This window comes from Nocardioides silvaticus, assembly GCF_003160695.1.
Classification (GTDB): domain Bacteria; phylum Actinomycetota; class Actinomycetes; order Propionibacteriales; family Nocardioidaceae; genus Nocardioides; species Nocardioides silvaticus.
This window is the reverse complement of record NZ_QGDD01000010.1, coordinates 135,726-159,775: the sequence shown is the minus strand read 5'-3', so window position 1 is coordinate 159,775 and position 24,050 is coordinate 135,726. Positions and strand designations below refer to the sequence as shown.

General features: G+C 71.1%; 23 protein-coding genes. 7 read left to right on the top strand and 16 right to left on the bottom strand.

The window, feature by feature from the left end:
• Positions 1-305: 305 nt before the first annotated feature.
• From DJ010_RS19590 to DJ010_RS19545, 10 genes are all read right to left on the bottom strand, one after another.
• The gene (locus DJ010_RS19590; protein WP_146207410.1) at positions 306-692 is read right to left on the bottom strand and encodes a hypothetical protein; all 387 of its coding nucleotides are present in this window, start codon (positions 690-692) and stop codon (positions 306-308) included.
• Positions 689-1,906, bottom strand: a complete 1,218-nt coding sequence (locus DJ010_RS19585) for a fatty acid desaturase family protein (RefSeq protein ID WP_109696937.1) — start codon at positions 1,904-1,906, stop codon at positions 689-691. The genes DJ010_RS19590 and DJ010_RS19585 overlap by 4 nt, the downstream gene beginning before the upstream one ends.
• Before the next feature lie 12 nt (positions 1,907-1,918).
• Positions 1,919-2,992, bottom strand: coding sequence for a ferredoxin reductase (locus tag DJ010_RS19580; RefSeq protein WP_109696935.1), 1,074 nt, complete (start codon positions 2,990-2,992; stop codon positions 1,919-1,921).
• A gap of 83 nt (positions 2,993-3,075) precedes the next feature.
• Entirely contained in the window at positions 3,076-4,086 is a 1,011-nt protein-coding gene (locus DJ010_RS19575; RefSeq protein WP_109696933.1) for a sugar phosphate isomerase/epimerase family protein, read from the bottom strand.
• Positions 4,086-5,270 (bottom strand): Gfo/Idh/MocA family protein, encoded by a 1,185-nt coding sequence (locus DJ010_RS19570; protein ID WP_109696931.1) that lies wholly within the window; start codon positions 5,268-5,270, stop codon positions 4,086-4,088. Before DJ010_RS19570 ends, DJ010_RS19575 begins: the two co-directional genes overlap by 1 nt.
• Positions 5,267-6,142, bottom strand: coding sequence for a sugar phosphate isomerase/epimerase family protein (locus DJ010_RS19565; RefSeq protein ID WP_109696928.1), 876 nt, complete (start codon positions 6,140-6,142; stop codon positions 5,267-5,269). The genes DJ010_RS19570 and DJ010_RS19565 overlap by 4 nt, the downstream gene beginning before the upstream one ends.
• Before the next feature lie 175 nt (positions 6,143-6,317).
• Positions 6,318-7,538, bottom strand: a complete 1,221-nt coding sequence (locus DJ010_RS19560; protein ID WP_109696926.1) for a substrate-binding domain-containing protein — start codon at positions 7,536-7,538, stop codon at positions 6,318-6,320.
• A complete protein-coding gene (locus DJ010_RS19555; RefSeq protein WP_109696924.1) occupies positions 7,538-8,674 on the bottom strand; it encodes an ABC transporter permease in 1,137 nt (378 codons plus the stop codon). Before DJ010_RS19555 ends, DJ010_RS19560 begins: the two co-directional genes overlap by 1 nt.
• Positions 8,671-9,723 carry an ABC transporter permease gene (locus DJ010_RS19550; RefSeq protein WP_109696922.1) on the bottom strand — a complete coding sequence of 351 codons (1,053 nt, stop codon included), beginning with the start codon at positions 9,721-9,723 and terminating at the stop codon, positions 8,671-8,673. The genes DJ010_RS19555 and DJ010_RS19550 overlap by 4 nt, the downstream gene beginning before the upstream one ends.
• Positions 9,720-11,273 (bottom strand): sugar ABC transporter ATP-binding protein, encoded by a 1,554-nt coding sequence (locus DJ010_RS19545; RefSeq protein WP_109696920.1) that lies wholly within the window; start codon positions 11,271-11,273, stop codon positions 9,720-9,722. The genes DJ010_RS19550 and DJ010_RS19545 overlap by 4 nt, the downstream gene beginning before the upstream one ends.
• 98 nt (positions 11,274-11,371) lie before the next feature.
• Here DJ010_RS19545 and DJ010_RS19540 point away from each other — a divergent pair, with 98 nt between their 5' ends.
• Positions 11,372-12,541 carry an ROK family transcriptional regulator gene (locus DJ010_RS19540; RefSeq protein ID WP_109696918.1) on the top strand — a complete coding sequence of 390 codons (1,170 nt, stop codon included), beginning with the start codon at positions 11,372-11,374 and terminating at the stop codon, positions 12,539-12,541.
• A 26-nt stretch (positions 12,542-12,567) separates the two neighbouring features.
• Here DJ010_RS19540 and DJ010_RS19535 read toward each other — a convergent pair whose 3' ends face one another.
• Positions 12,568-13,665 carry an FUSC family protein gene (locus tag DJ010_RS19535; RefSeq protein WP_109696916.1) on the bottom strand — a complete coding sequence of 366 codons (1,098 nt, stop codon included), beginning with the start codon at positions 13,663-13,665 and terminating at the stop codon, positions 12,568-12,570.
• A 14-nt stretch (positions 13,666-13,679) separates the two neighbouring features.
• Between DJ010_RS19535 and DJ010_RS19530 the strand changes: the two genes are divergently transcribed.
• Positions 13,680-14,843 carry a glutamate--cysteine ligase gene (locus DJ010_RS19530; RefSeq protein ID WP_109696914.1) on the top strand — a complete coding sequence of 388 codons (1,164 nt, stop codon included), beginning with the start codon at positions 13,680-13,682 and terminating at the stop codon, positions 14,841-14,843.
• 96 nt (positions 14,844-14,939) lie between these two features.
• On the opposite strand, the gene DJ010_RS19525 is transcribed toward DJ010_RS19530, so the two are convergent.
• Both DJ010_RS19525 and DJ010_RS19520 read right to left on the bottom strand, forming a co-directional pair.
• Complete coding sequence (locus DJ010_RS19525; protein WP_109696912.1) at positions 14,940-16,097, bottom strand: DNA polymerase IV; 1,158 nt, start codon at positions 16,095-16,097, stop codon at positions 14,940-14,942.
• A 37-nt stretch (positions 16,098-16,134) separates the two neighbouring features.
• Entirely contained in the window at positions 16,135-16,506 is a 372-nt protein-coding gene (locus DJ010_RS19520; RefSeq protein ID WP_109696910.1) for a hypothetical protein, read from the bottom strand.
• A 202-nt stretch (positions 16,507-16,708) separates the two neighbouring features.
• Between DJ010_RS19520 and DJ010_RS19515 the strand changes: the two genes are divergently transcribed.
• A complete protein-coding gene (locus DJ010_RS19515) occupies positions 16,709-18,145 on the top strand; it encodes a WS/DGAT/MGAT family O-acyltransferase (protein WP_245927719.1) in 1,437 nt (478 codons plus the stop codon).
• Positions 18,146-18,262: 117 nt separating this feature from the next.
• Positions 18,263-18,394, top strand: a complete 132-nt coding sequence (locus tag DJ010_RS22960; protein WP_281271151.1) for a hypothetical protein — start codon at positions 18,263-18,265, stop codon at positions 18,392-18,394.
• A 534-nt stretch (positions 18,395-18,928) separates the two neighbouring features.
• On the opposite strand, the gene DJ010_RS19510 is transcribed toward DJ010_RS22960, so the two are convergent.
• Entirely contained in the window at positions 18,929-20,107 is a 1,179-nt protein-coding gene (locus DJ010_RS19510; RefSeq protein WP_109696908.1) for a site-specific DNA-methyltransferase, read from the bottom strand.
• 107 nt (positions 20,108-20,214) lie between these two features.
• Here DJ010_RS19510 and DJ010_RS19505 point away from each other — a divergent pair, with 107 nt between their 5' ends.
• The gene (locus DJ010_RS19505; protein WP_109696906.1) at positions 20,215-21,489 is read left to right on the top strand and encodes a phosphodiester glycosidase family protein; all 1,275 of its coding nucleotides are present in this window, start codon (positions 20,215-20,217) and stop codon (positions 21,487-21,489) included.
• Between the two features lie 4 nt (positions 21,490-21,493).
• On the opposite strand, the gene DJ010_RS19500 is transcribed toward DJ010_RS19505, so the two are convergent.
• On the bottom strand, positions 21,494-21,982 hold the full coding sequence (locus DJ010_RS19500; RefSeq protein ID WP_109696903.1) for a hypothetical protein: 489 nt from the start codon (positions 21,980-21,982) through the stop codon (positions 21,494-21,496).
• Positions 21,983-22,113: 131 nt separating this feature from the next.
• Here DJ010_RS19500 and DJ010_RS19495 point away from each other — a divergent pair, with 131 nt between their 5' ends.
• Positions 22,114-22,713, top strand: a complete 600-nt coding sequence (locus tag DJ010_RS19495; protein ID WP_109696901.1) for a mismatch-specific DNA-glycosylase — start codon at positions 22,114-22,116, stop codon at positions 22,711-22,713.
• Positions 22,714-22,757: 44 nt separating this feature from the next.
• On the top strand, positions 22,758-23,186 hold the full coding sequence (locus DJ010_RS19490) for a hypothetical protein (protein ID WP_146207409.1): 429 nt from the start codon (positions 22,758-22,760) through the stop codon (positions 23,184-23,186).
• A gap of 9 nt (positions 23,187-23,195) precedes the next feature.
• Here the strand turns inward: DJ010_RS19490 and DJ010_RS19485 are convergent, their stop codons facing one another.
• Positions 23,196-23,918: a hypothetical protein gene (locus tag DJ010_RS19485; protein WP_109696898.1), complete on the bottom strand. Its 723-nt coding sequence runs from the start codon at positions 23,916-23,918 to the stop codon at positions 23,196-23,198.
• Between the last annotated feature and the right edge of the window lie 132 nt (positions 23,919-24,050).

Below are 24,050 nucleotides of genomic sequence, written 5' to 3'. Positions count from 1 at the left end.
GAAGGCCTCCCTTGGAGTGTGGTCCTAGACAGCTCCACTCCACATCGGGGAGGCCTTCACCTATCTACGGCTCGCCGTACCCGATCGAACAACGTGCCTGGACATCACACCTAGCGGCTCGGGCTACTCGACGACCGACGGAAGCGCGGCGCTCTTATCGGTCGTCGAGGAGGAGAGCGAGCGCAGCGAGCGATGTATCGAGACGCCTCACACGTGCCCACTCGCCGCTGGACTGTCGCCTCACCGCGTCTCGATACGCCCTCGCGCCAGAGCGCTCGGGCTACTCGACGACCGAGGGGGTCGGGCTACTCGACGACCGAGGGGGCGTCGATGAGTGAGTTCGGCTGGAAGGTGGGGCGCTTGTCGACGTCCTCCTTGCCGGGGCGGACGAACTCGAAGCCGGCGGTGGTGACGATCTGCCAGGCTGGGTCGGCACCGGGGTCGCGGAGCAGCGCGTCGGCGCACTCGGCGTGGAGCGGGGGCGCGTGGAAGGCGTTGCGCCCGATCTCCTCACCCGTCCCGACGAACACGATCGGCCGGCCCAGCGACTCGGCGCAGACGCCGCAGATCCGGCTGAGCGCGCACTGCGTGACCCGGCGACCGACCAGCTCGCCCAGGCCGCCCTCGGGCGAGGGGTCCCAGGCGAACGGGCCGGTCATGCCGTGCGGGGTCTGCATCGCCACGGCGGTCACCCGCGGGCCTTCGACGAGGAGCGCGACCACCCTCCGAGCTCGGTCCTGCGCGAAGGACGCTCGTCGTCGCCGCGGCGCTTGCGGTCGCGGGGCGGGGTCGGCGGGTCCGGCTGGTCGCTGCTCGTCCAGGAGTTCGGCAGCGAGAGCTTCATGATCGTGCGCAGCGCCTGGCCGTACTGCCGGTGGAGCGGACCGGTGGTGTACGGGATGTCGTACTTCGCGGTCAGCGCCTGGACCTTCTCGGAGATCTCCGGGTACCGGTTGCTCGGCAGGTCCGGGAAGATGTGGTGCTCGATCTGGAACCCGAGGCTTCCCGACAAGATGTGCAGGAGCCGGCCGCCCTCGAAGTTGGCCGAGCCGAGGATCTGCCGGAGGTACCACTCCGCCCGGGTCTCGTTCTCGATCTCCTCCTCGGTGAAGTGCACTGCACCGTCGGGGAAGTGACCGCAGAAGATGATCATGTAGGACCACAGGTTGCGGGTGATGTTCGCGGCGACGTTGGCGGTCAGCACCGTCTTCCACTGCTTGCCCGCGAGCGCCGGGTAGACGACGTAGTCCTTGAGGACCTGGTTACGACCCTTCTTGAAGATCTGCTTGAGCTGCCGCTTCATCTCCTTCGGATCCTTCTCGCCCTTGCGGATCCGCTCGATGTCGAGGTCGTGGAGGGCGACACCCCACTCGAAGAGGGTGGCGAGCAGGCTGTTGTAGATCGGCTGGCCGAGGTTGTACGGCGACCACTTCTGCTCGCGCGCCATCCGCAGGACGCCGTAGCCGATGTCGTTGTCGTAGCCCAGGACGTTGGTGAACTGGTGGTGGATGTAGTTGTGCGAGTGCTTCCACTGCTCGGCCGGCTGGGCGGTGTCCCACTCCCAGTTGGACGAGTGGATCTCCGGATCGTTCATCCAGTCCCACTGCCCGTGCATGACGTTGTGGCCGATCTCCATGTTCTCGAGGATCTTGTGCAGGCCGAGCAGCCCGGCGCCGAGCACCCAGGCCGGCTTCCGCGTCTCCTTGAACTGCGTCCCGACGAGCAACGTCACCCGGCCGGCGGCGGCGAGACCGCGTTGGATCTTGATCAGGCGGTTGATGTACGCCGCATCGGAGTCGCCGCGTGACTCCTCGATGTCGGCACGGATCTGGTCGAGCTCACGCCCGATCTGCTCCACCTCGTCCTCGGTGAGGTGCGTGTACTCCTTGACGTCGGAGATCGCCATGTCGGTCCTTCCTCAGATGTCCAGCGTGCAGTCACCGACGGCGGCGGTGACGCAGGTCTGGACGGGTTCGTTGGGGCTGTCGTACTCGTCGCCGTTGCGCAGGTCGCGCACCTTGCCCTTGATGAGGGTGAGCGTGCAGGTGTGGCAGATGCCCATCCGGCAGCCGTAGGGCATGCCGACGCCGGCTTCCTCGCCGGCCTCGAGGACGGTGGTGGCGCCGTCGGCCTCGACGGTCTTCCCCGAGTTCTGGAACGTGATCGTGCCGCCCTCGCCGCCTTCGCCGCCGAGCTCGAGGGAGAACCGCTCGAGGTGCAGGTGCTCCTCGAGGTCGTTCGCCTCGTAGTACTCGGTGATCGCGTCGAGCATCGGCCCCGGGCCGCAGGCGTAGGTCTCCCGCTCACGCCAGTCGGGGCAGATCTCATCGAGATCAGCGAGGTCCAGCATCCCGTCGACGTCTGTCTGCAACCGGTGCAGAGTCAGTCCCTCGTGCTTCTGCTCGAGGTGGTCGAGCTCGTCCCGGAAGATCATCCGGTCCTCGGTGGGGGACGAGTAGTGCATGACGACGTCCGGCATCGACCCGCGCCGGTCGAGCGTGCGCAGCATCGCCATCACCGGCGTCACCCCGCTGCCGCCGACCAGGAACAGCATCCGCTGCGGCGGCGGGTCCGGCAGGACGAAGTCGCCCTCGGGCAGGGCGAGCCGGACGATGGTGCCGGCGGCCAACCCGTTCACGAGGTGGCTGGAGAGCTTCCCCTCCGGCATCGCGCGCACCGTGATGGTGATGGTGCCGCGGCGCCGCTCGGGCGGCGAACTGACGGAGTAGGAGCGCCACTGGAACTTGCCGTTGACCTGGATGCCGATGCCGACGTACTGGCCCGGCTTGTGGTTGTAGCGCCAACCCCAGCCAGGCTTGATCACCAACGTCGCGGCGTCCTCGGTCTCGGGGATCACTTCCTCGATCCGGCCGCGGAGCTCACGCGAGCTCCACAGCGGATTCACCAGTCGCAGGTAGTCGTCGGGATGGAGCGGCGTCGTCAGCTTGGACGCGGATCGACGTACGCGCTCCCACGGGATGGTGCTCGCCATGCCTCCCAAGAGAACAAGTGTTCACTCAAGAGGTCAAGACGGTTGTACGGCGGACGAGTGGGTAGTCGGCCCCCGCCCGGGACTCAGCCCTCGGACTGCTTGCTGAACGCAGCGTCGAACGACGTCGCCGGCGGGTCGTAGTCGAACCGGCGCAGGAACTCCAGCGCCTCGGGCGCACCGTGGAGCCGGTCCATCCGGGCGTCCTCCCACTCGACCGACACCGGACCGTCGTACCCGATCGCCGCGAGGGCGCGGAAGCAGTCCTCCCAGGGCACGTCGCCCCGGCCCGTCGACACGAAGTCCCAGCCGCGGTGCTGGTCGCCCCAGGGCAGGTGGGAGGAGAGGACGCCGTTGCGACCACCGCCCACCCGCATCCGGGTGTCCTTGCAGTCGACGTGGTAGATCCGGTCGGCGAAGTCGGTGATAAACGCGACCGGGTCGAGGCCCTGCCACATCATGTGGCTGGGGTCCCAGTTGATCCCGAACGCCGGCCGGTTGTCGATCGCGTCGAGCGTCCGGCGGGTGGTCCAGTAGTCGTAGGCGATCTCGCTCGGGTGCACCTCGTGGGCGAACCGCACCCCGCACTCGTCGAAGACGTCGAGGATCGGGTTCCACCGGTCGGCGAAGTCGGCGTAGCCGGCCTCGATCCGGTCGGCAGGGACCGGCGGGAACATCGCGACGTACTGCCACACCGACGATCCGGTGAAGCCGACGACGGTGTCGACGCCCATCTTCTGCGCGAGCCGTGCCGTCAGCCGCATCTCCTCGGCGGCACGCTGGCGCACCCCCTCCGGGTCGCCGTCGCCCCAGACCCGGTCGCGGACGATCGCTCGGTGCCGGAAGTCGATCGGGTCGTCGCAGATGGCCTGGCCGGTCAGGTGGTTGCTGATCGCCCACACCTCCAGGCCGTGCCGTTCGAGGAGCTCGAGCCGTTCCTCGACGTAGCCGGGCTCGTCGACCCGCCACGCGTCGAGGTGCTCGCCGGAGACGGCGATCTCGAGGCCGTCGTACCCCCAGCCGGCCGCGAGGCCCGCCACCTCCTCGAGCGTGAGGTCGACCCACTGCCCGGTGAAGAGCGTGAAGCGCTTGCCCATCAGTCCTCCGTCCCTGTCCGCCCTGTCGGCCCTGTCGGCCCTGTCGGCCCTGTCGGTACGTCGACCCGCACCCCGCCGCGCTCCGAGGAGTCGGCGATCGCCGCGAGCGCCCGCTGCACCTGCAGCCCGTCCTCGAAGGAGGGCGTCGGGTCGGCGCCCCCCGCCACCGCCTGCAGCAGCTCGGCGGCCTGGATGGTGAAGGTGTGGTCCCATCCCAGCACGTGGCCGGGCGGCCACCACGCCGAGAGCGACGGGTGCTCGGGCTCGGTGACCAGCACCCGCTGGAAGCCGAGGGCCGGACCCGCGAGACCGTCCTGCACCTGCAGCTCGTTGAGCCGCTCCAGGTCGAAGGAGAGGGCGCCGCGGTCGCCGTAGACCTCGAGCGTGAGCCCGTTCTTGCGTCCGGTGGCCATCCGGCTCACCTCGACGCTCGCGACCGCGCCCGACGCCGTGCCGAGTGTCGCCCAGGCGGCGTCGTCGACGGTCACCTGCTCGGCGCCGTCGGGGCCCGGGCGGGTCGGCACGAACGTCTCGAGCCGGCCGCTCGCCGTGACCACGGGCTCATCGAGCAGCAGCTGCACCAGGTCGACGACGTGGGATCCGAGGTCGCCCAGCACCCCGGAGCCGGCCGTCTCCTTGCGCAGCCGCCAGGTCATCGGCGCGGCGGCGTCGGCGAGCCAGTCCTGCAGGTAGGCCGCGCGGACCTGGCGGACGGCGCCGATGCGGCCGTCGGCGATCAGCTCCCGTGCGAGCGCCAGGGCCGGGACCCGCCGGTAGTTGAACCCGACCGCCGCCCGCGTGCCGGTCGCCCGGGCACTCGCGGCGGCGGCCACCATCTCCTCCGCCTCGACCACCGTGTTGGCCAGCGGCTTCTCGACGAGCACGTGCTTGCCCGCGGCGAGTGCGGCGAGCGCGATGTCGCGGTGGGTGTCGCCCGGCGTGCAGATGTCGACCAGGTCGACGTCGTCGCGGGCCACGACCGCCTCCCAGTCGGTGGCAGCCTCGGCCCAGCCGTACTGGTGGGCCGCTGCCTTCACCGCTGCGCCGTCGCGGCCGACCAGCACCTGCTGGCGGACGGCCGGCAGGCCCGGGAAGAACGCGCCGACGTTGCGCCACGCGTTGGAGTGGGCCTTGCCCATGAACGAGTAGCCGACGACGGCGACCCTGATCTCCTGCTCGGTCATCGGGCGCCTCCGGTCGGTGCGGCGGTCGGGACGGAACGGAGGAACGCCAGTCCGTCCCGGGCGAGGTCGTCGGGCGAGGCCGCCAGCGGTCGCCAGATCGAGGCGGCGACGGCGATCGCCGCGTTGTCGGGGGTGAAGCTCTCGATGTTGAGCGGGCCGGCGTACCCCACGTCGTCCAGGGCCGCGAGCAGCGCCGGCCAGTCGGTCTGGTCGCCGCCCGGCGCACCACGGTCGCTGCCGCACACCTGGAGGTGCACGAGGTGCTCCCCCGCGCGTCGTACGGCGTCGGCGCTGGAGCGCTCCTCGATGTTGAGGTGGTAGGTGTCGAGCGCCAGCCCGAGCGACGGGCCGAGCAGCGAGCCGAGCCCCGCGAGCGCCTGGTCGACGGTGTTGACGAGCGAGGTCTCGTAGCGGTTGAGCGGCTCGATGCCGATCCGCACGTTGCGGTCGGCCGCGTGCTCCACGACCGGGGCGAGGTTGGCCCGCCACTCCTCGTAGGCCGCGGCCCTGGCGTCCTCGTCGAGGCGCCACACGCGTCCGGTCTTTGCGTAGAACGGGCCGCACACTGCCGGCGCGCCGACGGCAGCGGCCAGGTCGATGCAGGCGCGCAGGTAGTCCTGGGTCGAGGCGATGGCCTCCGGTGGCGCGGCGAGGAGGTCGCGTCCGGGAGCCATCGCCCCGACGACGTACGGCGTCAGCCCGGTCTCACGGAGCACCGCCGCCGTCGCCGCCGGGTCGAGGTCTCCCGCGTTCTCCAGCGGCAGCTCGACCGCGTCGAAGCCGAGACCGGCGACGTGCCGGAGCAGGTCAGGGGCGTTCGCGTCGGTGAGCGGGGAGGTCCACACCCACGTGTTGACGCCGATGGCTCTCACGTCGCTGCCTTTCGTCGGTTGTGCGGTCCGTGCGGGGCGTCTCGACACGTCGCTCGCTGAGCGAAGCGATCGGTCGTCGAGTAGTCCGAGCCGATCGGTCGTCGAGTAGTCCGAGCCGATCGGTCGTCGAGTAGTCCGAGCCGCTAGGCGAGGACGTATCGAGACGCCGCCTGCATCAGGGGATCTGCCGCTCCTGCCAGACCTCCGGGTAGCCCGGCAGGTCCTCGCCACCGAACTTGGCGTAGTGGCCGTCGGGCATGCCGTCGTTGGCCTCGAGGAACGCGGCCCGCTCCTCCTCGGTGATCGGCACCTGCGGGAGGACCCACTCGGTCGGGACCGGCTCGCCCTTGGCGATCATCTCCACCGCGAGCAGCGGGGTGCGCCACTGGAAGTTCGAGTAGACGGGGGCCAGGCCGTTGAGGCCGGTCTCCTCCCACTTGCGCAGGAAGCTCATCTCGTCCTCGCCGGTCATGACCGGGTAGTCGACGCCCTGGTCCTCGAACGCCTCGATCGCGGCGACGGCGCCGTCACCGGCGTCCATCCACACGCCCGCGACGTCGCCCTTGGTGATCTCGTCGGTGATGATCGACTTGATCGTCTCGGGGTTCGCCTCGGTGAAGTAGTCGACGGCCTCGATGCCGTTCTCCTCGAAGATCTTCTCCGCGGCCGCCCAGCGGGTCTCGAGCACGTCGACGCCCGGGAGGATCCGGAGCGCGACGACCTTGTCCCCCTCCTCCAGGTTGTCGACGAGGAACTCCGCCGTCGCGATGCCCCAGGCGTAGCCGCCGATCGGGTGGATGAACGTGGCCGCGCAGTCCGTCTCAACACCGCGGTCGAACACGATGACCGGCTTGCCGGTCTCGCAGGCGCGCTCGACGGCGGGCGTGAGCGCCGCCGTGGAGTTCGGCGAGATGATGAAGACGTCGCAGTTGCCCTCGGAGATGAAGTAGTCGATGTCGGCGATCTGCTGGTTGTCGTCGTCACCGGCGTCGCGGGTCTCCATCTCGGAGATGACCTTCGACTCCTGGAGCACCTCGAGCTGCTGGTTCATCGTGATCCAGCCGGTCTGCCGCCACGGGTTGGAGATCGAGGCGTTGGCGAAGCACACCTTCTGGGACTCCTGCGTGGCCCACTGCGAGGTGTCGGTGGTCGGCCCCTCGATGTACTGCAGCCACGGCTGGTCCTCCGGGCCCGAGAAGGTGGCCGACATCTGCTCCATCTGCTCGTCGTAGTCCGCCTGGACGAACCACTCGTCGCTGGAGCCTTCAGTCTCCTGCTCGGCGGTGTCGTTGCCGGCGGTGTCGGAACCGCCGCCCGAGTCGTCGGTCGAGCACGCCGTGAGCACGGCCAGCACGGCCGCCCCCGCGAGCACGGACTTGACGTGAGTCCTGCGCATCAATTGCCTCCTGTGTTGGCGCCCGGGGTGGGCTGTTCCGGTGGGGTCCCTGGAGTGGGTTCATAGGTCACCGATGCCGGTCTCGCCGGCTCGGGAGGGGGCGCCTTCGGGCTGGGCCGGCGGCCCACCGTCCAGGCGCGGGCGGCGACGGCCACGGCGGCGATGATGATCACGCCCTGCACGGAGTCGCGCCACGTGGAGTCGACCTCGAGCACGGTCAGCAGGGTGAACAGCTGCTCGAGCGCGAAGGCACCGGCGACGGCGGACAGCACCCAGCCCCGGCCGCCGCCGAGCACGACTCCGCCGAGCACGACCGCGGTGATCGCACGGAACTCGTAGCCCTGGCCGACCGAGGGGTGCACGCCGGCGGAGCCGACGAGCAGGATGCCGGCCACCGTCGCGGCGAGCGAGGAGATCATGAACGCGCGGGTCTTCACCCACCAGACGCGGGCGCCCTTGACGTGGGCCGCGTCCGGGTTGTCGCCGACGGCGACGAGGGTCCGACCGAATGGCCGGCGCATCAGCCAGACCGCCGCCACGCACAGGACGCCGAGGATGATGAGCGGGTAGGGGAGGACCTCCACGACCGGCACGTTCTCCACGACGCCCCGGCCGAGCTGGCGGAGGTCGTCGTGCGGGTATCCGCTCGCGGCGCCGCCGGAGAGGTAGCGCACCAGCCCGGCGAGGGCGAGCATCGTCGCGAGGGTGACGATGAAGCTCGGGACCCGCAGCAGTGTGGTGAGCAGCCCGTTGACCAGCCCGATGAACGCGCCGAGCGCGAGCATGAGGACCAGCCCCGGCACGATCCGGCTCTGGTCGTCGCCGATGTAGTCGCCGGCGATGACCACCTGCGCGGCGATCACCGCTCCCATCGAGAGGTCGAACTCCCCCGAGACGATCACGTAGTACTGGCCGATCGCGGCGATCGCGATCGGCGCCGTACGGCCGAGGAAACGGATCAAGTAGCCGGGGTCGCCGAAGTTCGAGTTGGCGAAGATGGTCGCGACCAGGAGCGCGAACGCGAGCACGAACACCGCACCGCCGGGGGTGCTCACGGACGCGGCGACCCGGCCGGCCAGCCCGTGCTGGTGCTGCGGGACCGTCGTCGACCGGTAGGGAACCGTCGGAGTGCTCATGCGCGCCTCCTCGCAGGGCTCGGTGCATCGAAGCGGGCGGGACGCCGGTCGATCTCGCGGCGTGCGTAGACAGCGACCGCCGCGACGATGACCGCGCCGCGCACGACGTCGCGGAGGAACGGGTCGGTCTGGAGGGCGCCCATCACGTTGTCCATGACGGCGAAGATCGCGACTCCGGCGATCGTGCCGGTGATGTGGCCCTTGCCGCCGGCGAGCAGGGTGCCGCCGAGGACCACCGCCGCGATCGACATCAGGTCGTACTGGCCCTGGCTGCCGATCGTCGGGTTGCCGACCGAGAGCCGGGCCAGCAGCAGCAGGCCCGCGAAGCCGGCGAGCAGCGAGCAGAGCACGTGGGCGGTGACGACCGGCACCCAGGTCCGCACGCCCGAGAGACGCGCGACCTCGGCGTTGCCGCCGACCGCGTAGAGGTGGTGGCCCACGCGGGTGCGACGCAGGAGCACGATCGCGAGCAGTGCGCAGCCCAGCATCAGCAGGGTGGAGACCGGGATCGGACCGATGAAGGAGATGCCGATCAACCGGAACGAGCGGGGCGCGGAGCCGTGGCTGCCCTGGTAGTTGGTCGCGATGTAGCCGCTGATGATGAGGCCCATGCCGAGGGTGGCGATGAACCCGTGCACGCGCAGCAGGCTGACCACCAGTCCGTTGACCAACCCGATGAGAGCGGCCAGCCCGAGCGCCACGACGAGCGCCAGCGGGACGTTGCCGGTCTCCCCCGCCATGATCCCGGCGGCGATGACGCCGGTGAGGCTGGCGACGAACGGCACCGAGAGGTCGAGGCTGCCGACGAGGATCACCAGCGTCTGCCCGATCGCGATCAGGCCGAGGGTGCTGGTGATCGTGAGGATGTCGCGCAGGTTGCCGGTGCTGAAGAAGTTGCGGCCCTCGATCGCGGTGAGCACCGCGCCCGCGACAACCGCGACGGCGAGGATCACCAGCACGATGCCGGTGGAGGTGAGACCGGCGGGACGTCGTACGACGGGCGGCCGGTCCGGCGCGCTCGGGGCGGTCGGGGCAGTCGGGCTGGTCATGCGCGCTCCTGCTCGGTCGGGGTGACGCCGGTCGCCAGCTGGAGCACGGCCTCCTCGGAGGGGCCGGCCGGCAGCTCGCCCGCGACCCGGCCGTCGCGCATGACGAGGATCCGGTCGGCCATCCCGATGATCTCGGGCAGCTCGCTGGAGACCATGACGATGCCGACACCCTCCCGGGTGAGGACCCGCATCAGCTCGTAGATGGCGTGCTTGGCACCGACGTCGATGCCGCGGGTGGGCTCGTCCATCAGCACGATCCGCGGCTCGGTGGCGAGCCAGCCGGCGAGCACGACCTTCTGCTGGTTGCCGCCGGAGAGGAACTGCACCTCCTGGTCCATCGCGCGGGCTGCGACCTGGAGGTTGGTGAACAGGCCGGGGACCTCGCGCCGCGCGCGGCCGGTGCGACCGGGGAACACGGCCCGGACCGGGCCGAGCGCGTTGTCGAGGATGCTCTGGTTGAGGGCGAGCCCGGTGGCCTTGCGGTCCTCGGTCACGAGCGCCAAGCCGGCTCGTACGGCGGAGCGCGGGCTGCGCAGCCGCACCACCTTGTCGCCGACGCGCAGCTCGCCGCGGGTGAACCCGCGCACGCCGAAGAGGGCCTCCAGCAGCTCGGTGCGGCCCGAGCCCTGGAGCCCGGCGATGCCGAGGATCTCGCCGGCGCGCAGGGTGAGGCTGACGTCGTCGACGTAGCCGTTGCCGGCGCCGCGCAGCTCCAGGAGCGGGGCGCCGGTCTCGGTGCCCTCGACCGGGTCGGGGAAGAACGAGGCGATCGAGCGGCCGACCATCAGCCGGACCAGCTCGGCGTCGTCGAGCGAGCCGGCCGGCCGGGTCGCGACCTGCTTGCCGTCCTTGAGGACCGTGATGGTGTCGCAGAGGTCGAAGACCTCCTTGAGCCGGTGCGAGACGTAGAGGATGGCCACCCCGCGGGCGGTGAGCCCGCGGATGATGCCGTAGAGCAGCTCCACCTCGTGGGTCGCCAGCGCCGCCGTCGGCTCGTCCATCGAGATGATCCGCGCGTCGAAGCTGACCGCCTTCGCGATCTCGACCACCTGCTGCTCGGCGACGGACAGCGAGCGGACCCGCTGGTCGGGACGGAGGCCGGGCACGCCGAGGTCGTCGAGGAGTTGTTGGGTGTCGCGGTTCATCCGCTTCACGTCGACCAGCGGGCCGCGGCGTGGCTCCCGGCCGAGCCAGATGTTCTCGGCGACGGTGCGCTCGGGCAGCAGGTTGAACTCCTGGAACACCGTCGAGATCCCGGCCTGCTGGGCCTGCAGGGGGTGGTGGAACGACATCATCTGGCCGTCCAGCTCGACCGTGCCGTGGTCGGCGGTGTGCACCCCGGCGAGGATCTTCATCAGCGTCGACTTGCCGGCGCCGTTCTCGCCGACCAGGCCGTGCACCTCGCCGGCCCGGAGCTCCAGGTCGACGTCCGACAGGACGGTGTGGCCGACGAAGCTCTTGGTCAGGGACCGCGCGCGCAGCACCACCTGCCCGGGGGCGGAGTGATCGGCCGTCGGAACGGCCGGCGCGGTCTCGGTCGGGGGTCGCACGGCGTCAGAGTGGCACGCGTCACGCACTTTTGTCGAGCATCTGTCAAAAGTCGTTAGTCAGACGAGCCAAACCCGCTCTGCTGTGGTTCACTCCTCCCATGAGGGCCAGCGACGTGTTCGACCTCCTGCGGGACGGGGAGCCGCGGACGCGAGCGCAGCTGGCCGAGGTGACCGGTCTCGCCCGGTCCACGATCTCCGCGCGGCTGGACGCGCTGGTCCGGCTCGGGCTCGTGGTGCCGTACGGCGGCGTCTCCACCGGCGGACGTCCACCCTCGCTGATCGCCTTCAACCCCGGCGCCCGCGTGGTTGCCGGCATCGACCTCGGCGCCACCCACGCCAGCGCAGCGCTCGCCGACCTCGACGGCCGGATCCTCGGCGACCGCTGGGCCCAGCTCGACATCGCCGCCGGGCCCGAGCACGTGCTGTCGTGGGTCGAGGAGACGATCGCGGCCCTGCTCACCGAGAGCGGCCGGCCCCGGACCGACCTCGCCGCGATCGGCATCGGGCTCCCCGGGCCGGTCGAGCACGACACCGGTCGCGCGATCAACCCGCCGATCATGCCGGGCTGGGACCGCTACGACGTGCCCGGCCGCGTGCAGCGCTCCTACGACGTGCCCGTCCTCGTCGACAACGACGTGAACATCATGGCGCTGGGCGAGCAGCACGCACACCTGCGCGACGTCGACGACCTCGTCTTCATCAAGATCGGCACCGGCATCGGCGCCGGCATCATCTCCGGCGGCGCGCTCCAGCGTGGGGCGCAGGGAACCGCCGGCGACCTCGGTCACGTGTTCCTCCCGCGCGGCGCGGAGGTCACCTGCCGGTGCGGCAACCAGGGCTGCCTGGAGGCGGTCGCGGCCGTCCCCGCGCTCGCCACCGCAATCCGTGGCGCCGGCGTGGAGGTCGCGGAGGACCACGACGTCGTCCCGCTGGTGCGCAGCGGCAACGCGCAGGCGATCCAGGTCGTGCGCCAGTCCGGGCGCGACCTCGGCGAGGTGCTCGCCACGCTGGTCAACCTCATCAACCCGTCGGTCATCGTCATCGGCGGCGCGCTCGCCGGGGCCGGCGAGAGCGTGCTGGCCGGCATCCGCGAGATCGTCTATCGCCGGTCGTTGCCGCTGGCGACCCAGAACCTCCACATCACGACCTCGCAGGCAGGCCAGCGGGCCGGCGTCATCGGCGCCGCCGCCCTCGCCATCGGCCACGTGCTCTCGCCGGACTCGATCGAGCGGGCGGTCGAGGTCAGCGGCCTCGCCGTGGCGGAGTAGCGCACAGCTCCCAGCGCCCGAGCCGATCAGCGTCGCGGCGGTGGCAGCGCGTCGGTCGCCTCGAGCTGCCCCATCCCGGTGATGAGCAGCAGGTCGACGACGATCGAGCGGATCTGCGCGAGGATCGCGTCGCCCGTGAGCGAGTCGCTCCGGTCGACGAGCCCCGTCGCGTGCCCGACGGCCAGCACCCGCGGCCGCGCCGCGACCGCCATCCGCTCCTCGGCGAGCTCGTCCGCGACGGCATCGACGGCGAGCGCCAGGTCGGCCGCGAGGTCGGCGTACGACGACGGCACCGGCCGGCTGCGGTACGCCGAAACCGCCGCCTGCCGCACCAGGACGCGGGTGCTGCGCAGCGCGCGATCGAGGGGGTCGACGAGCTCGACCATCCGCCGCACCCCGGGGCGGTGCCGGACGCGGAACGGCGAGGAGGCGACGACCGAGGCCCCCTCCTCCGCGGCCGACTGGAGCTCGCGGATCATCCGGTCGGTCGCTCGCGCGTCGGCCAGCAGCGCGAGGGCCGGCTCGCTCTCGCCGTCGACCATCACGTGGCTGGCGGCGCGCAGCAGCTCGGCGATCTTGCGGGCGACCGCGGCCGCCTGCTCGCGCGGCTTCCGCAACGGTGCGGCCGGCACCACGGCGGCAGCGACCAGCGCGACCGCTCCCCCGACCAACGCGTCGGTCCAGCGGATGAGTCCGGCGCCGGGGTCGGGCAGCAGGGTCGCCACGACGATCGACTGCACGGCGGCCTGGGTCACGAACAGCTGGCCGGCGTCGAGGAGTAGCGCGGTCGACATCGCGAGCGCGACGATCAGCCCCAGCTGCCAGGCACCCGAGCCGATCCAGCTGACGAGGAGGTCGGCCACCAGCACACCGATGGCCACGCCGAGCGTGACCTCGACGACGCGCCGCAGCCGCTGGCCGTACGACGTACCGAGCGACACCACTGCCGCGATCGGCGCGAAGAACGGGGTGTCGTGGTCGAGCAGGTCGGCCGCGACCCACCACGCGACCGCTGCGGCGACGGAGCACTGCAGCACGGCGAACAGCTTCCTGCGCCAGCGCTGCACCCGGCCGCGGACCGAGAGCCGGCTGCGCTCCCACATCCGGTCGAGCGGCACCTCCACCCGTCGATGGTCGCATGACGGGTGGACCGGTGTGGAACGCTGATCCCGTGCGGATCGACTTCCACGGCTCCCCGGAGCCCACGCTCGGGGTGGAGTGGGAGTTCGCGCTCGTCGACCGCCGCACCCGCGACCTGCGCAACGAGGCCGCCCACCTCTTCGCCCGCGCCAAGGCGCGGATGCCCGATCCCGGCCGGTTGCACAAGGAGCTGCTGCGCAACACCGTCGAGGTCGTCACCGGCGTCTGCCGCACCGTGCCCGAGGCGATGGCCGACCTGCGCCGCACGCTGGAGTACGTCGTGCCCGCCTGCGACGAGCTCGACCTCGACCTGTTCGGCGGCGGCACTCATCCCTTCGCCTCCTGGACGGGGCAGCAGCTGACCGAGGGCCACCGCTACGAGGAGCTGATCAACCGCACCCAGTGGTGGGGCCGCCAGATGCTGATCTGGGGCGTGCACGTGCACGTCGGGATGCCCGAGCAGGAGCGGGTGATGCCGGTCCTCTCCGCGCTCCTCAACTGGTACCCCCACCTCCAGGCACTCTCCGCCTCCTCCCCCATCTGGGCCGGCGTCGACACCGGCTACGCCTCCAACCGGGCGCTGATGTTCCAGCAGCTGCCGACCGCAGGGCTGCCGTTCCAGTTCGAGCGATGGGCGGAGTTCGAGTCGTTCGTCAACGACCAGCTCGTCACCGGCGTCATCGAGGAGCTCACCGAGATCCGCTGGGACGTCCGCCCCGCCGTCACCCACGGCACTCTCGAGAACCGGGTCTGCGACGGCGTCTCCACCCTGACCGAGATGAGCGCCCTCGTCGCGCTGATGCACTGCCTGGTCGTCTGGCTCGACGAGCGCTGCGCCGCCGGCGAGCAGCTCCCGACGATGCCACCCTGGCACGTCCAGGAGAACAAGTGGCGCGCCGCCCGGTACGGCGTCGACGCCATCGTCATCCTCGACGCCCACTCCAACGAGCGTCTCGTCACCGAGGACCTCGCCGAGCTCGTCGTCACCCTCGAGCCGGTCGCCGAGCGGCTCGGCTGCTCGGCCGAGCTCGCCTCCGTCCTCGACATCCCCCGTCGCGGCGCGTCCTACCAGCGCCAGCGCGCCGTCGCAGACCGCACCGGCGGCGACCTCGTCGCCGTCGTCGACTCCGTCGTCCAGGAGCTCCGCGACGAGCTGCGTTGATCGCCGGGCGTCTCGATACGCCGCCGCTCGTCCCTCGCGGCGGCTACTCGACGACCGATGACGTCTCGATATGCCCCCGTTCGTCCCTCGCGGCGGCTACTCGACGACCGATGACGGCGGGGTCATCTCGAGGCGGACGCCGAGCAGGCGGACCGGGCGGTCCTTCTCGACGCGGTCGAGGAGGGCGACGGCCTCGGCCGCGAGGAGGTCGGGGTCGCTGGTCGGCTCCTTCAGCTTGTGGCTGCGGGTGAGGGTGAAGAAGGGGCGGTAGCGGAGCTTGAGCTCGACCCGCACCGCGGGCCGGCCTTCGGCGCGGATGTCCTCGACGACGCGGCGGGCGATGCGAGCGGTCTCGCGCTCGACGTCGGCCCAGGCGGTGAGGTCCTGCTGGAAGGTCTCCTCACGGCCGTGCCCGCGGGCGACGTACGGCGTCGCGTCGACCTCGTCGGACGCCACGCCCCTGCCGATCCGCCGCAACCACGGGCCGGTCGTCGGGCCGATGTTGGCGGCGAGCAGGTCCGGGTCGGCCCGGGCCAGGTCCTCGACGGTCGCGATGCCGAGCGCCGCGAGCTTGTCGGCGGTCTTCTTGCCGATGCCCCACAGCGCCGAGGTCGGGCGGTCGCCCATCTCGGCATACCAGGTCGCGTCGCTGATCGCGTAGGTCCCGCGACCGCGCTCCTGCCCACCGGGCCCGGACTCCTCACCGATCCCCGCGCCGGCCTCGCGGGCCACGGCTCCCTCGACCCGCTGCTTCGCGAATCCGGTGGCGAGCTTGGCCTGCAGCTTGTTGTCACCGATGCCGACCGCGCTGCGGAGCGACGTCCGCGCCAGCACGGCCGTGCGGATCTGCTCCGCGAACTCGACCGGGGAGCCGAGGTCGCCGTGCCCGGGACCGGGCCCGACGAACGCCTCGTCCCAGCCGAGCACCTCGACGAGGACGGGCACACCGCCCCACTCGAGACCCCGCAGCACGGCCATCACCTCGGCCGACGCGGCGTCGTACGCCGCCGCGTCGGTCGGCAGGAACACGGCCTCCTGCTCGGACTTGCGGAGCTTGCGCTCGGCCAGCCGCAGCGGCATGCCGGAACCGACGCCGAAGCGCCGCGCCTCGTAGGAGGCCGTCGCCACCACGCCGCGCTCGGACGGGTCGCCCCGGCCACCGACGACGACGGGGAGACCGGCGAGCTCGGGCCGGCGCAGCACCTCGACCGCCGCGATGAACTGGTCGAGGTCGACGTGCAGCACCCAGCCCATGCGCCGATCGTGCCACCCGGCGCCCCCGGCTACGTCGCTACGGCAGCGAGCGGTAGTAGCGGGTCGTCTCCTTGAAGCCCTCGAGCGCGCGGAACCAGGTCCGGTTGCTCACCTTGCACCGGAACTGCCGCACCTCGCGGTCGTACTCCTCGCACTCGGCCATCGTCTCGGAGTCGGTGGGCGGGAACTGCCAGGTGCCGTCGTAGTGCTTGATCTCGAAACCGTTGGCGGCGTCGCCCTGCACCAGGACGATCGTGTCGCCGGGCGGCACGTAGGGCGCGACCAGGCTTGCCGAGGAGCCGGAGGAGTCGGCGGAGGCCGCGGCCGACAGACCGCCGACGGTCGCGCCGCCGAGGGCGAGCAGGGTGAGGACGAAGGCGGCGAGGCGCCGCAGGACGCGTTCAGACATGAGTGCTCCCGAGGGTCGTGCGCCGGCGAGTTCCGGCGTCGCGCAGGGACGTTAGGAGCGTGGCCCGACGATCGGGCGATCCTGCCGCGGCGGCTGTGGAGAGCCCGGTCCGACGACGAGCATTGTGGAAGACAAGTGGTCCTCCTCCCTTGTCGTTACCGTGAGCAACCGGAAGGATCCGCACGGACGAAAGGTGCTCCACGTGGTCTCTTTGCCCAAGCTCAGGCCGATCGACCCACCGTCGGCGGCCTTCCTCCTCGCGGAGAGCAAGAACCAGCCGATGCACGTGGGCGGGCTGCAGCTCTACGAGAAGCCGGAGGACGCGGGTCCGGACTTCGTGCGCGAGCTCTTCGAGGCCGCGACGTCCAGCGACGAAGAGGTGATGCCGCTCTTCCGCAAGCACCCCCACCGGTCGGTGAAGACCGCTGGTCAGCTGTTCTGGCGCGACGACGACCAGTTCGACATCGAGCACCACGTGCGCCACAACGCCCTGCCCACCCCGGGCCGGATCCGCGAGCTGCTCGACCTCTGCGGCCGCCTGCACAGCACCCGCCTCGACTGGGAGCGTCCGCTCTGGGAGGCCCACCTGATCGAGGGCCTGGCCGATGGCCGGGTCGCGATGTACACCAAGATCCACCACGGCCTGGTCGACGGCATCTCGGCGATGCGGCTGATGGCGAGCACCATGTCGAGCGACCCCGACGAGCGCGGGATGGCCGCGCCGTGGGCGGCGCGCGCCGTACGGACGAAGAAGCGCGACACCGACACCCCGGCGACCGACGCCGCCGCCACGCTCGCGTCGCTGCCCGGCGACGCACTGCGTACGGCGATCGGCGTCACCGCCGAGGCCGCCGGCATGCCGGGCGCGCTGATCAAGACCTTGTCGAAAGGCGTGCGCAACGAGACCTCGACGCTGTCGCTGCACACCCCCAAGACGATGTTCAACCGCAACATCACCAGCGCGCGCCGGTTCGCCGCGCAGGACTGGCCGATCGAGCGCATCCGCGCGATCGGGAAGGCGACCGGGACGACGATCAACGACGTGGTGCTCGCGATGTGCGGAGGCGCGATCCGCACCTACCTGCTCGAGCACGACGCCCTTCCCGACAGCCCGCTCGTGGCGATGGTGCCGATCGGGCTCAAGGCCAAGGAGTCGCACCTGCCCTCGGCCGAGGGCGGCAACGCGGTGGGCGCGGTGATGGCTCGGCTGGGCACCGACCTCGCCGATCCGGCCGACCGGCTCGAGGCGGTCAACAAGTCGATGAAGGACGGCAAGGACGCCCTCAAGTCGCTGACCCCCGTGCAGATCCTCGCGATGAGCGCGATCGGCCAGGCCCCCGCCGTGCTCGGCCCCGCGCTGCGGCTGCAGGGGATCGTGCGGTCGCCGTACAACCTGATCATCAGCAACGTCCCCGGCCCCCGCACCACGCAGTACTGGAACGGCGCCAAGCTCGTCGGCAACTACCCGCTCTCCATCCCGATCAACGGCATGGCGCTCAACATCACCTGCACCTCCTACGACGGCAACATGGACTTCGGTCTCACCGGCTGCCGGCGCACCGTCCCCCACCTCCAGCGGCTGCTCACCTTCCTCGACGACGAGGTCGCCGCGCTCGAGAAGGCGGCTGGCGTCAGCTGAGTGGATGCCGGTGGCGAGCCCGCGAGCAACCGGCATCCACTCAGCAAGCCTCGGTCATCGAGTAGCGCGCACGACCGAGGAACGAGGTCGTGACCGCGCGTATCGAGATGCAGTGACGTGCCCACGGCCGCAACGCCGGCAGCCGGCGTACGGCGTCTCGATACGTCCTCGGCTAGCGCCTCGGACTACTCGACGACCGAGGGCCCCGACTACTCGACGACCGAGCGGCACGCCACGGTCATCGAGTAGCGCGCACGACCGAGGAACGAGGTCGTGACCGCGCGTATCGAGATGCGGTGACGTGCCCACGGCCGCAAGGACGGCAGTCGGCCTACGGCGTCTCGATACGTCCTCGGCTAGCGCCGGTCATCGAGTAGCGCGCACGACCGAGGAACGAGGTCGTGACCGCGCGTATCGAGATGCGGTGACGTGCCCACGGCCGCAAGGACGGCAGTCGGCCTACGGCGTCTCGATACGTCCTCGGCTAGCGCCTCGGACTACTCGACGACCGAGCAGCGAGCCTCGGTCATCGAGTAGCGCGCACGACCGAGGAACGAGGTCGTGACCGCGCGTATCGAGACGCAGTGACGTGCGAGCCTCGGTCATCGAGTAGCGCGCACGACCGAGGAACGAGGTCGTGACCGCGCGTATCGAGATGCAGTGACGTGCCCACCGCCGCAAGGACGGCAGTCGGCCTACGGCGTCTCGATACGTCCTCGGCTAGCGCCTCGGACTACTCGACGACCGAGGGTCTCGGACTACTCGACGACCGAGCGGTTCGGACTACTCGACGACCGACCGGCCCGGGAGCTCCGCGAACCCTCCACCCACCCGCTCCGCGACAGCCCGCAGCCGGGCGCGGGTGATGTCGGCGACGGTGCGGTAGCCGGCGAGGTCGGCGTTGGAGCCGGGGCGGACGGGCTCGGGGTGGTTGACCGAGAGGCAGGTACGACGACCGCCGTCCGCTGCGTTGGCCAGCGCGACCGCGTGGCCGGTGGTGCCGCTGCCGGCGAAGAAGTCGAGCACCCGCACGTCGTCGGGCATCGTGTCGAGGATCCGGCGCACGAGACCGGTCGGCTTCGGCGACTCGAAGACGTGGCCGAGGACGTCCTTGAGCTCGGCGACGGCGGTGTCGGTGGAGCCGATCTCCGCGGCCAGCCAGATGGTGCGCAGCTTCTTGCGGCGCGCGGTGCCGTCGGCGTGCGCGTCGAGCCAGTCGCGCTGGAAGACGTCGACGCGCTCGCCGTTGGTGCCGCGCACCCGCCGGCAGACCAGGTCGCCCGGCCGCTCGTCGATCCGCGGCCGGGACCAGCGCCAGACCGCGGATGAGCCGTCGCCGAAGACCGGCTTGATCTCGACCGCGCCGGCGAACGGCGCGGTCCGCACCTCGCCGGTGCCGGGGTCGCCCCAGATCGCGAAGTGCAGGGTCGGCGCGGTCAGCGGGTTGAACTTCTTGTTGGTGTTGCGCAGCGGCAGCCGCCGGTAGCGGCGCCCGTCGTCGGCCACCAGCGGGAAGTCCGACTCCACCACCAGGTCCGCGCTCGACGCGTCGAGCACGCACTGCCGCCCGTCCTTGGCGTAGACGAGCAGGTACTCGTGCGAGGTCGCGAAGCCGCTCCGCAGCTGCCGCCCCTTCGGGTTGAGGTTCACCACGACCTGCGCGAGGAAGTTCTGCTCGTCGTACACCTCGTCGAGCAGCAGCCGCAGGTAGGCCACCTCGTTGTCGTCGATGCTGACGAAGATCGCGCCGGTGTCGGCCAGCACCCGCCGGGCCGCCACCAGCCGCGGCCGCATCATCGCCACCCACTCCTGGTGCCCGGCGAACCGGTCGCGGTAGGCGAAGGAGCTTCCGGTGTTGTACGGCGGGTCGATGTAGATCAGGTCGTACGACGCCGCCGGCAGCCTCTCGAGCACCTCGAGGTTGTCACCCTCGGCGAAGGTGTTGCACGGCCCGCCCGACACCGCCCCATCATCCCAACCCGGACGCCGGCTCGTGCGACGCGCGCCCTGCCACGCCGACAGGCCGCGCCTCCCGCGTCACTCCCGTCACTTTTCTTAACCTAGACCCCATGCGTCGCCTCCTGCCTGAGCTGCTCGTGGTCGCCCTGTTCGTGACCGCCGGCGTCGTGGTGTACCTCGACGAGCCCTCCGAGCCGTCGAAGCCGCCCGCCGCGCAGCAGGCCGGCGCCGCCCCGAGCACGCCGCGACGCGGACCCGCTCCCGACCCGGACGACCCGACCACCTGGCAGACCTCCGACCAGGTCCCCGGCGAGATCGCGCCCCCGCTGCAGCCCGGCCAGCGCGCCGTACTGTCCCGGACCAAGCGGTTCAGCTACAAGGCCGCACCGGGCGTGACCATCACCGGCTGGGACTCCCGCACCCGCCGCGGGCCGGTGCGCTACTACGTGATGCGGGTGAAGTGGAGGAAGCCGGGCGTCGTCGTCGACTACGCGCACGGCAACCGCGTCCGCAAGCGCCAGTCGGTCACCTCGATGATCTCGGGCACCAAGGGCATCGTCGCCGGCATCAACGGCGACTTCTTCGACATCAGCGACACGGGCGCGCCACTGGGCATCGGCTTCGACCAGGGCGGACCGCTGCTCCACGCGCTCGACTCCGGCTGGAACAACGCGATCTCGGTCAACACCGCCGGCAAGTGGCACGTCGGCGACCTGCCGATGGTCGGCAGCGTCGACGGCCGCCCCGGCATCAAGATCACCAACTACAACTCCCCGCGGGTGAAGATCAACGGCACCGGCATCTACGACTGGCGGTTCGGCCGCGCGGCCGGCCTCGGCTGGACCGACGGGCAGCGCCGCCAGGTGCGGTGCGTCCAGATCGTCGACGGCGTCGTGGTCAGCAACAGCACCACCCTCCCGGGGAACCAGGGCATTAAGGGCATCTGGCTGATCGCCCGCGGCGACAAGCCTGAGGACCGCCTGCAGCAGCTGAAGGTCGGCACCAAGGTCAACGTCAGCCGCAGCCTCGACGGTCGGGTGGCGATGGCGATCACGGGCAACGCGCTGCTGCTCAAGAAGCGCCAGCTGGTGACCTTCGACGACCGGGAGATGCACCCGCGTACGGCGGTCGGCGTCGACCGCGACGACAAGGAGCTGATCTTCCTCGTCGTCGACGGGCGGCAGAGCTTCAGCCGCGGTCACACGATGGTCGAGCTCGGCAAGATGATGCTGCGCCTGGGCGCGGAGGACGCGCTCAACCTCGACGGCGGTGGGTCGACCACCCTCGCCGCCGTACGTGACGGCAAGCTTCAGGTCCTCAACTCGCCGTCGGACGGCGTGCAGCGGTCGGTGCCCAACGGCCTCGAGGTGATCTACCGCCCCTGAGGGCTCACCCGGGCAGGTCGAGGACGGCGACGCTGGTCACCGGCACGTAGCACTCCGGCAGCGGGTCTGCCACCTTCGCCGGCGTGACGAGGAACCGGCTGCCCTCCTGCGTCACCGTCGCCGAGGGCGGCGTGTCGCAGGAGATCTCGATGACGGCGAGCCCCGGCACCCGTCCGTCCGCGAAGTCGTGCGCCTCGATGGCCGCGGTGACGTCGGACGTGAACGTCTCGTTGCTGAACTGGCGCAGGTAGCGGTCAAGTTCCTGCTCATCCCCGATCACCGTCGCCTCCCCGGACACGTCCCCGCGCGCAGCCGACCCCGACACGATCTCGACGACGACCGGCTCCCCTCCGTCTCCGTCGTCCGGCTGCTGCCCGGCCTCGCTGCTCCCGCCCGCCCGGTCCTCGGCAGTGTCGGTGCCCTCGTCGTTGCTGCACGCGATCGGCAGCACCAGCGCAGCGAGGATGAAGAGGAGTCCGAGAGCTCTGTTCATGGCGACTAGGACGGTACCCGCGGAGGGTCGGTTCCCCGCGGGGGGAGATAGTCCCTGACGAAAAGCACCCGGATCCAGGTGATCGAGGTGCTTTTCGTCAGGGACTATCGCCCTCCCGGCAGACTGGCCCCGTGCGCCGTACCTTCTCCCGAGCGGAGCTCGAGTCCTTCCGCGACGCGGTCGTGCCCGACCTGCTGCCGACGGCGCCGGAGCACGAGCTCAAGCTGCTGTTCGTCGGGATCAACCCGGGGCTCTGGACGGCGGCGACGCAGACCCACTTCGCGCACCCGGGCAACCGCTTCTACCCGGCGCTGCACCGGGCGGGCGTGCTCCTCGAGCCGATCGAACCGGCGGCGGGGATGACCGACGCGGACCGCGACGCCCTCCGCGCACGGGGCATCGGCATCACCAACGTGGTGCCCCGCGCGACCGCGAAGGCCTCCGAGCTCACCAACGCCGAGCTGAAGGCGGGCGGGGCGGCGCTGGTCGCGCTCGTCGAGCGGGTCCGGCCGCGGGTGGTGGCGGTCGCGGGCATCACGGCCTACCGGGCGGCGTTCGGGCAGCCCAAGGCGGTCATGGGCCGCCAGCCCGAGCCGCTCGCCGGCGCCGAGCTGTGGGTGGTGCCCAACCCGAGCGGGCTCAACGCGCACGAGACGGTGGCGAGCCTGGCGACGGCGTACGGCGAGGCGGCGCGTGCCGCGGGCATCCCGCTCGTCGCTGTGGACAACTGACCGGCCCCCTCCCGGCCGCGGCCGTGCCCGCGCAGGGTGGCGGCATGACCGATGACCTGATCACCAGCCAGGCCGACCTCGAGCAGGTCTGGCGCGGACTGATGGAGCCGCTGGGGTTCACCCGGACCAGCCTCTGGATCATCTTCATCCACCCCGACGGGCGACCGCAGAAGACGTTGATCGAGGTGCCCGCGCCCGACGACATGGTGGCGCCCGACCCGACGGCGCCGGAGCTGCTCGAGCTGCTCGCGGAATGGACGACCGGCACGGTGCCGGGCGGGCGGGTCGCGTTCCTGCGGACCCGGCCCGGGCGCGGTGGTCTCGACGACGCCGACCGGCTCTGGGCGGCCGCGCTCTACGGCGCCGCGCAGATCGCCGGCGTGCCGTGCGAGGTCGTGCACGCGGCGAACGACGACCGACTGGTGCCGGTGCCCCTCGACGAGATCGGCGCGATCGGCGCGATCAGCGCGTGATCGCGGTCGTCACTCGCTGCGGCCGACCTCGACGCCGTTCAGGTCGTACTCCGTCCACACCGAGCGATTGAAGCTGTCGCTCGCGCTCGCCCGGTACCAGCCCTCGCTCCCGTCCGGCGGCTTCCGCAGGAAGATGTAGCAGTCGTCCGGCGTCGCGCCGTCGGCACGGGAAAGCACCGAGTCGCACATCCCGTCGATGGCGGAGGTGTCGATCTCGGTGAGGTCGAACGTGGGCTCGGTCGAGGTGGACCGGTGCCACTCCTCGAACTCGTCCCCGCCCCGCCAGGTGTAGCCGATCTGGCGGTCGTCGTCGCGGTCCTCGGAGTAGGGGAGGTAGACGATGATGTAGTCCGTGTAGAGGTTGACGCTCTGGACGTCGGTCCGCCCGAACTTCTTCTCGAACTCCTCGGTGAACTCCTCGAAGTCCTCGGGGTCCTTCGCGTCGATCCCGCCGCCGAGGCCACCGACCCCTCCCACGGCGGCGAAGATCGCGATCGCGCCGGCGACGACACCGCCGAGCACCAGCAACGCGACGACCAGCAGGACGATCTTCGGCGCCGCGCTGGTGCCGGAGGAGGTGATGACGACCGGGTTGTAGGAGGACGACTGGCCGTACGGCACCTGGGGCGGGTTGCTCGTCGGCGGGTGGACGCTGAGCGGAGGCTCCGGGTCGGGAGTCTTGTCCTCCTTGTAAACCCGCCACTTCTCGGGCGGATCCGGCTGGTCTGGCATGGGGGAAAGGTAAGGCACGAAAGGGGTGCCCGACATGCGTCTGCGGGGTGTCTTTACTTGTTGAGACCCATCTGCGACGGCCGGCGGCGGTTGAGACGACGTTGAGACGCGCCACGCTTCCGCGGCCCGGCG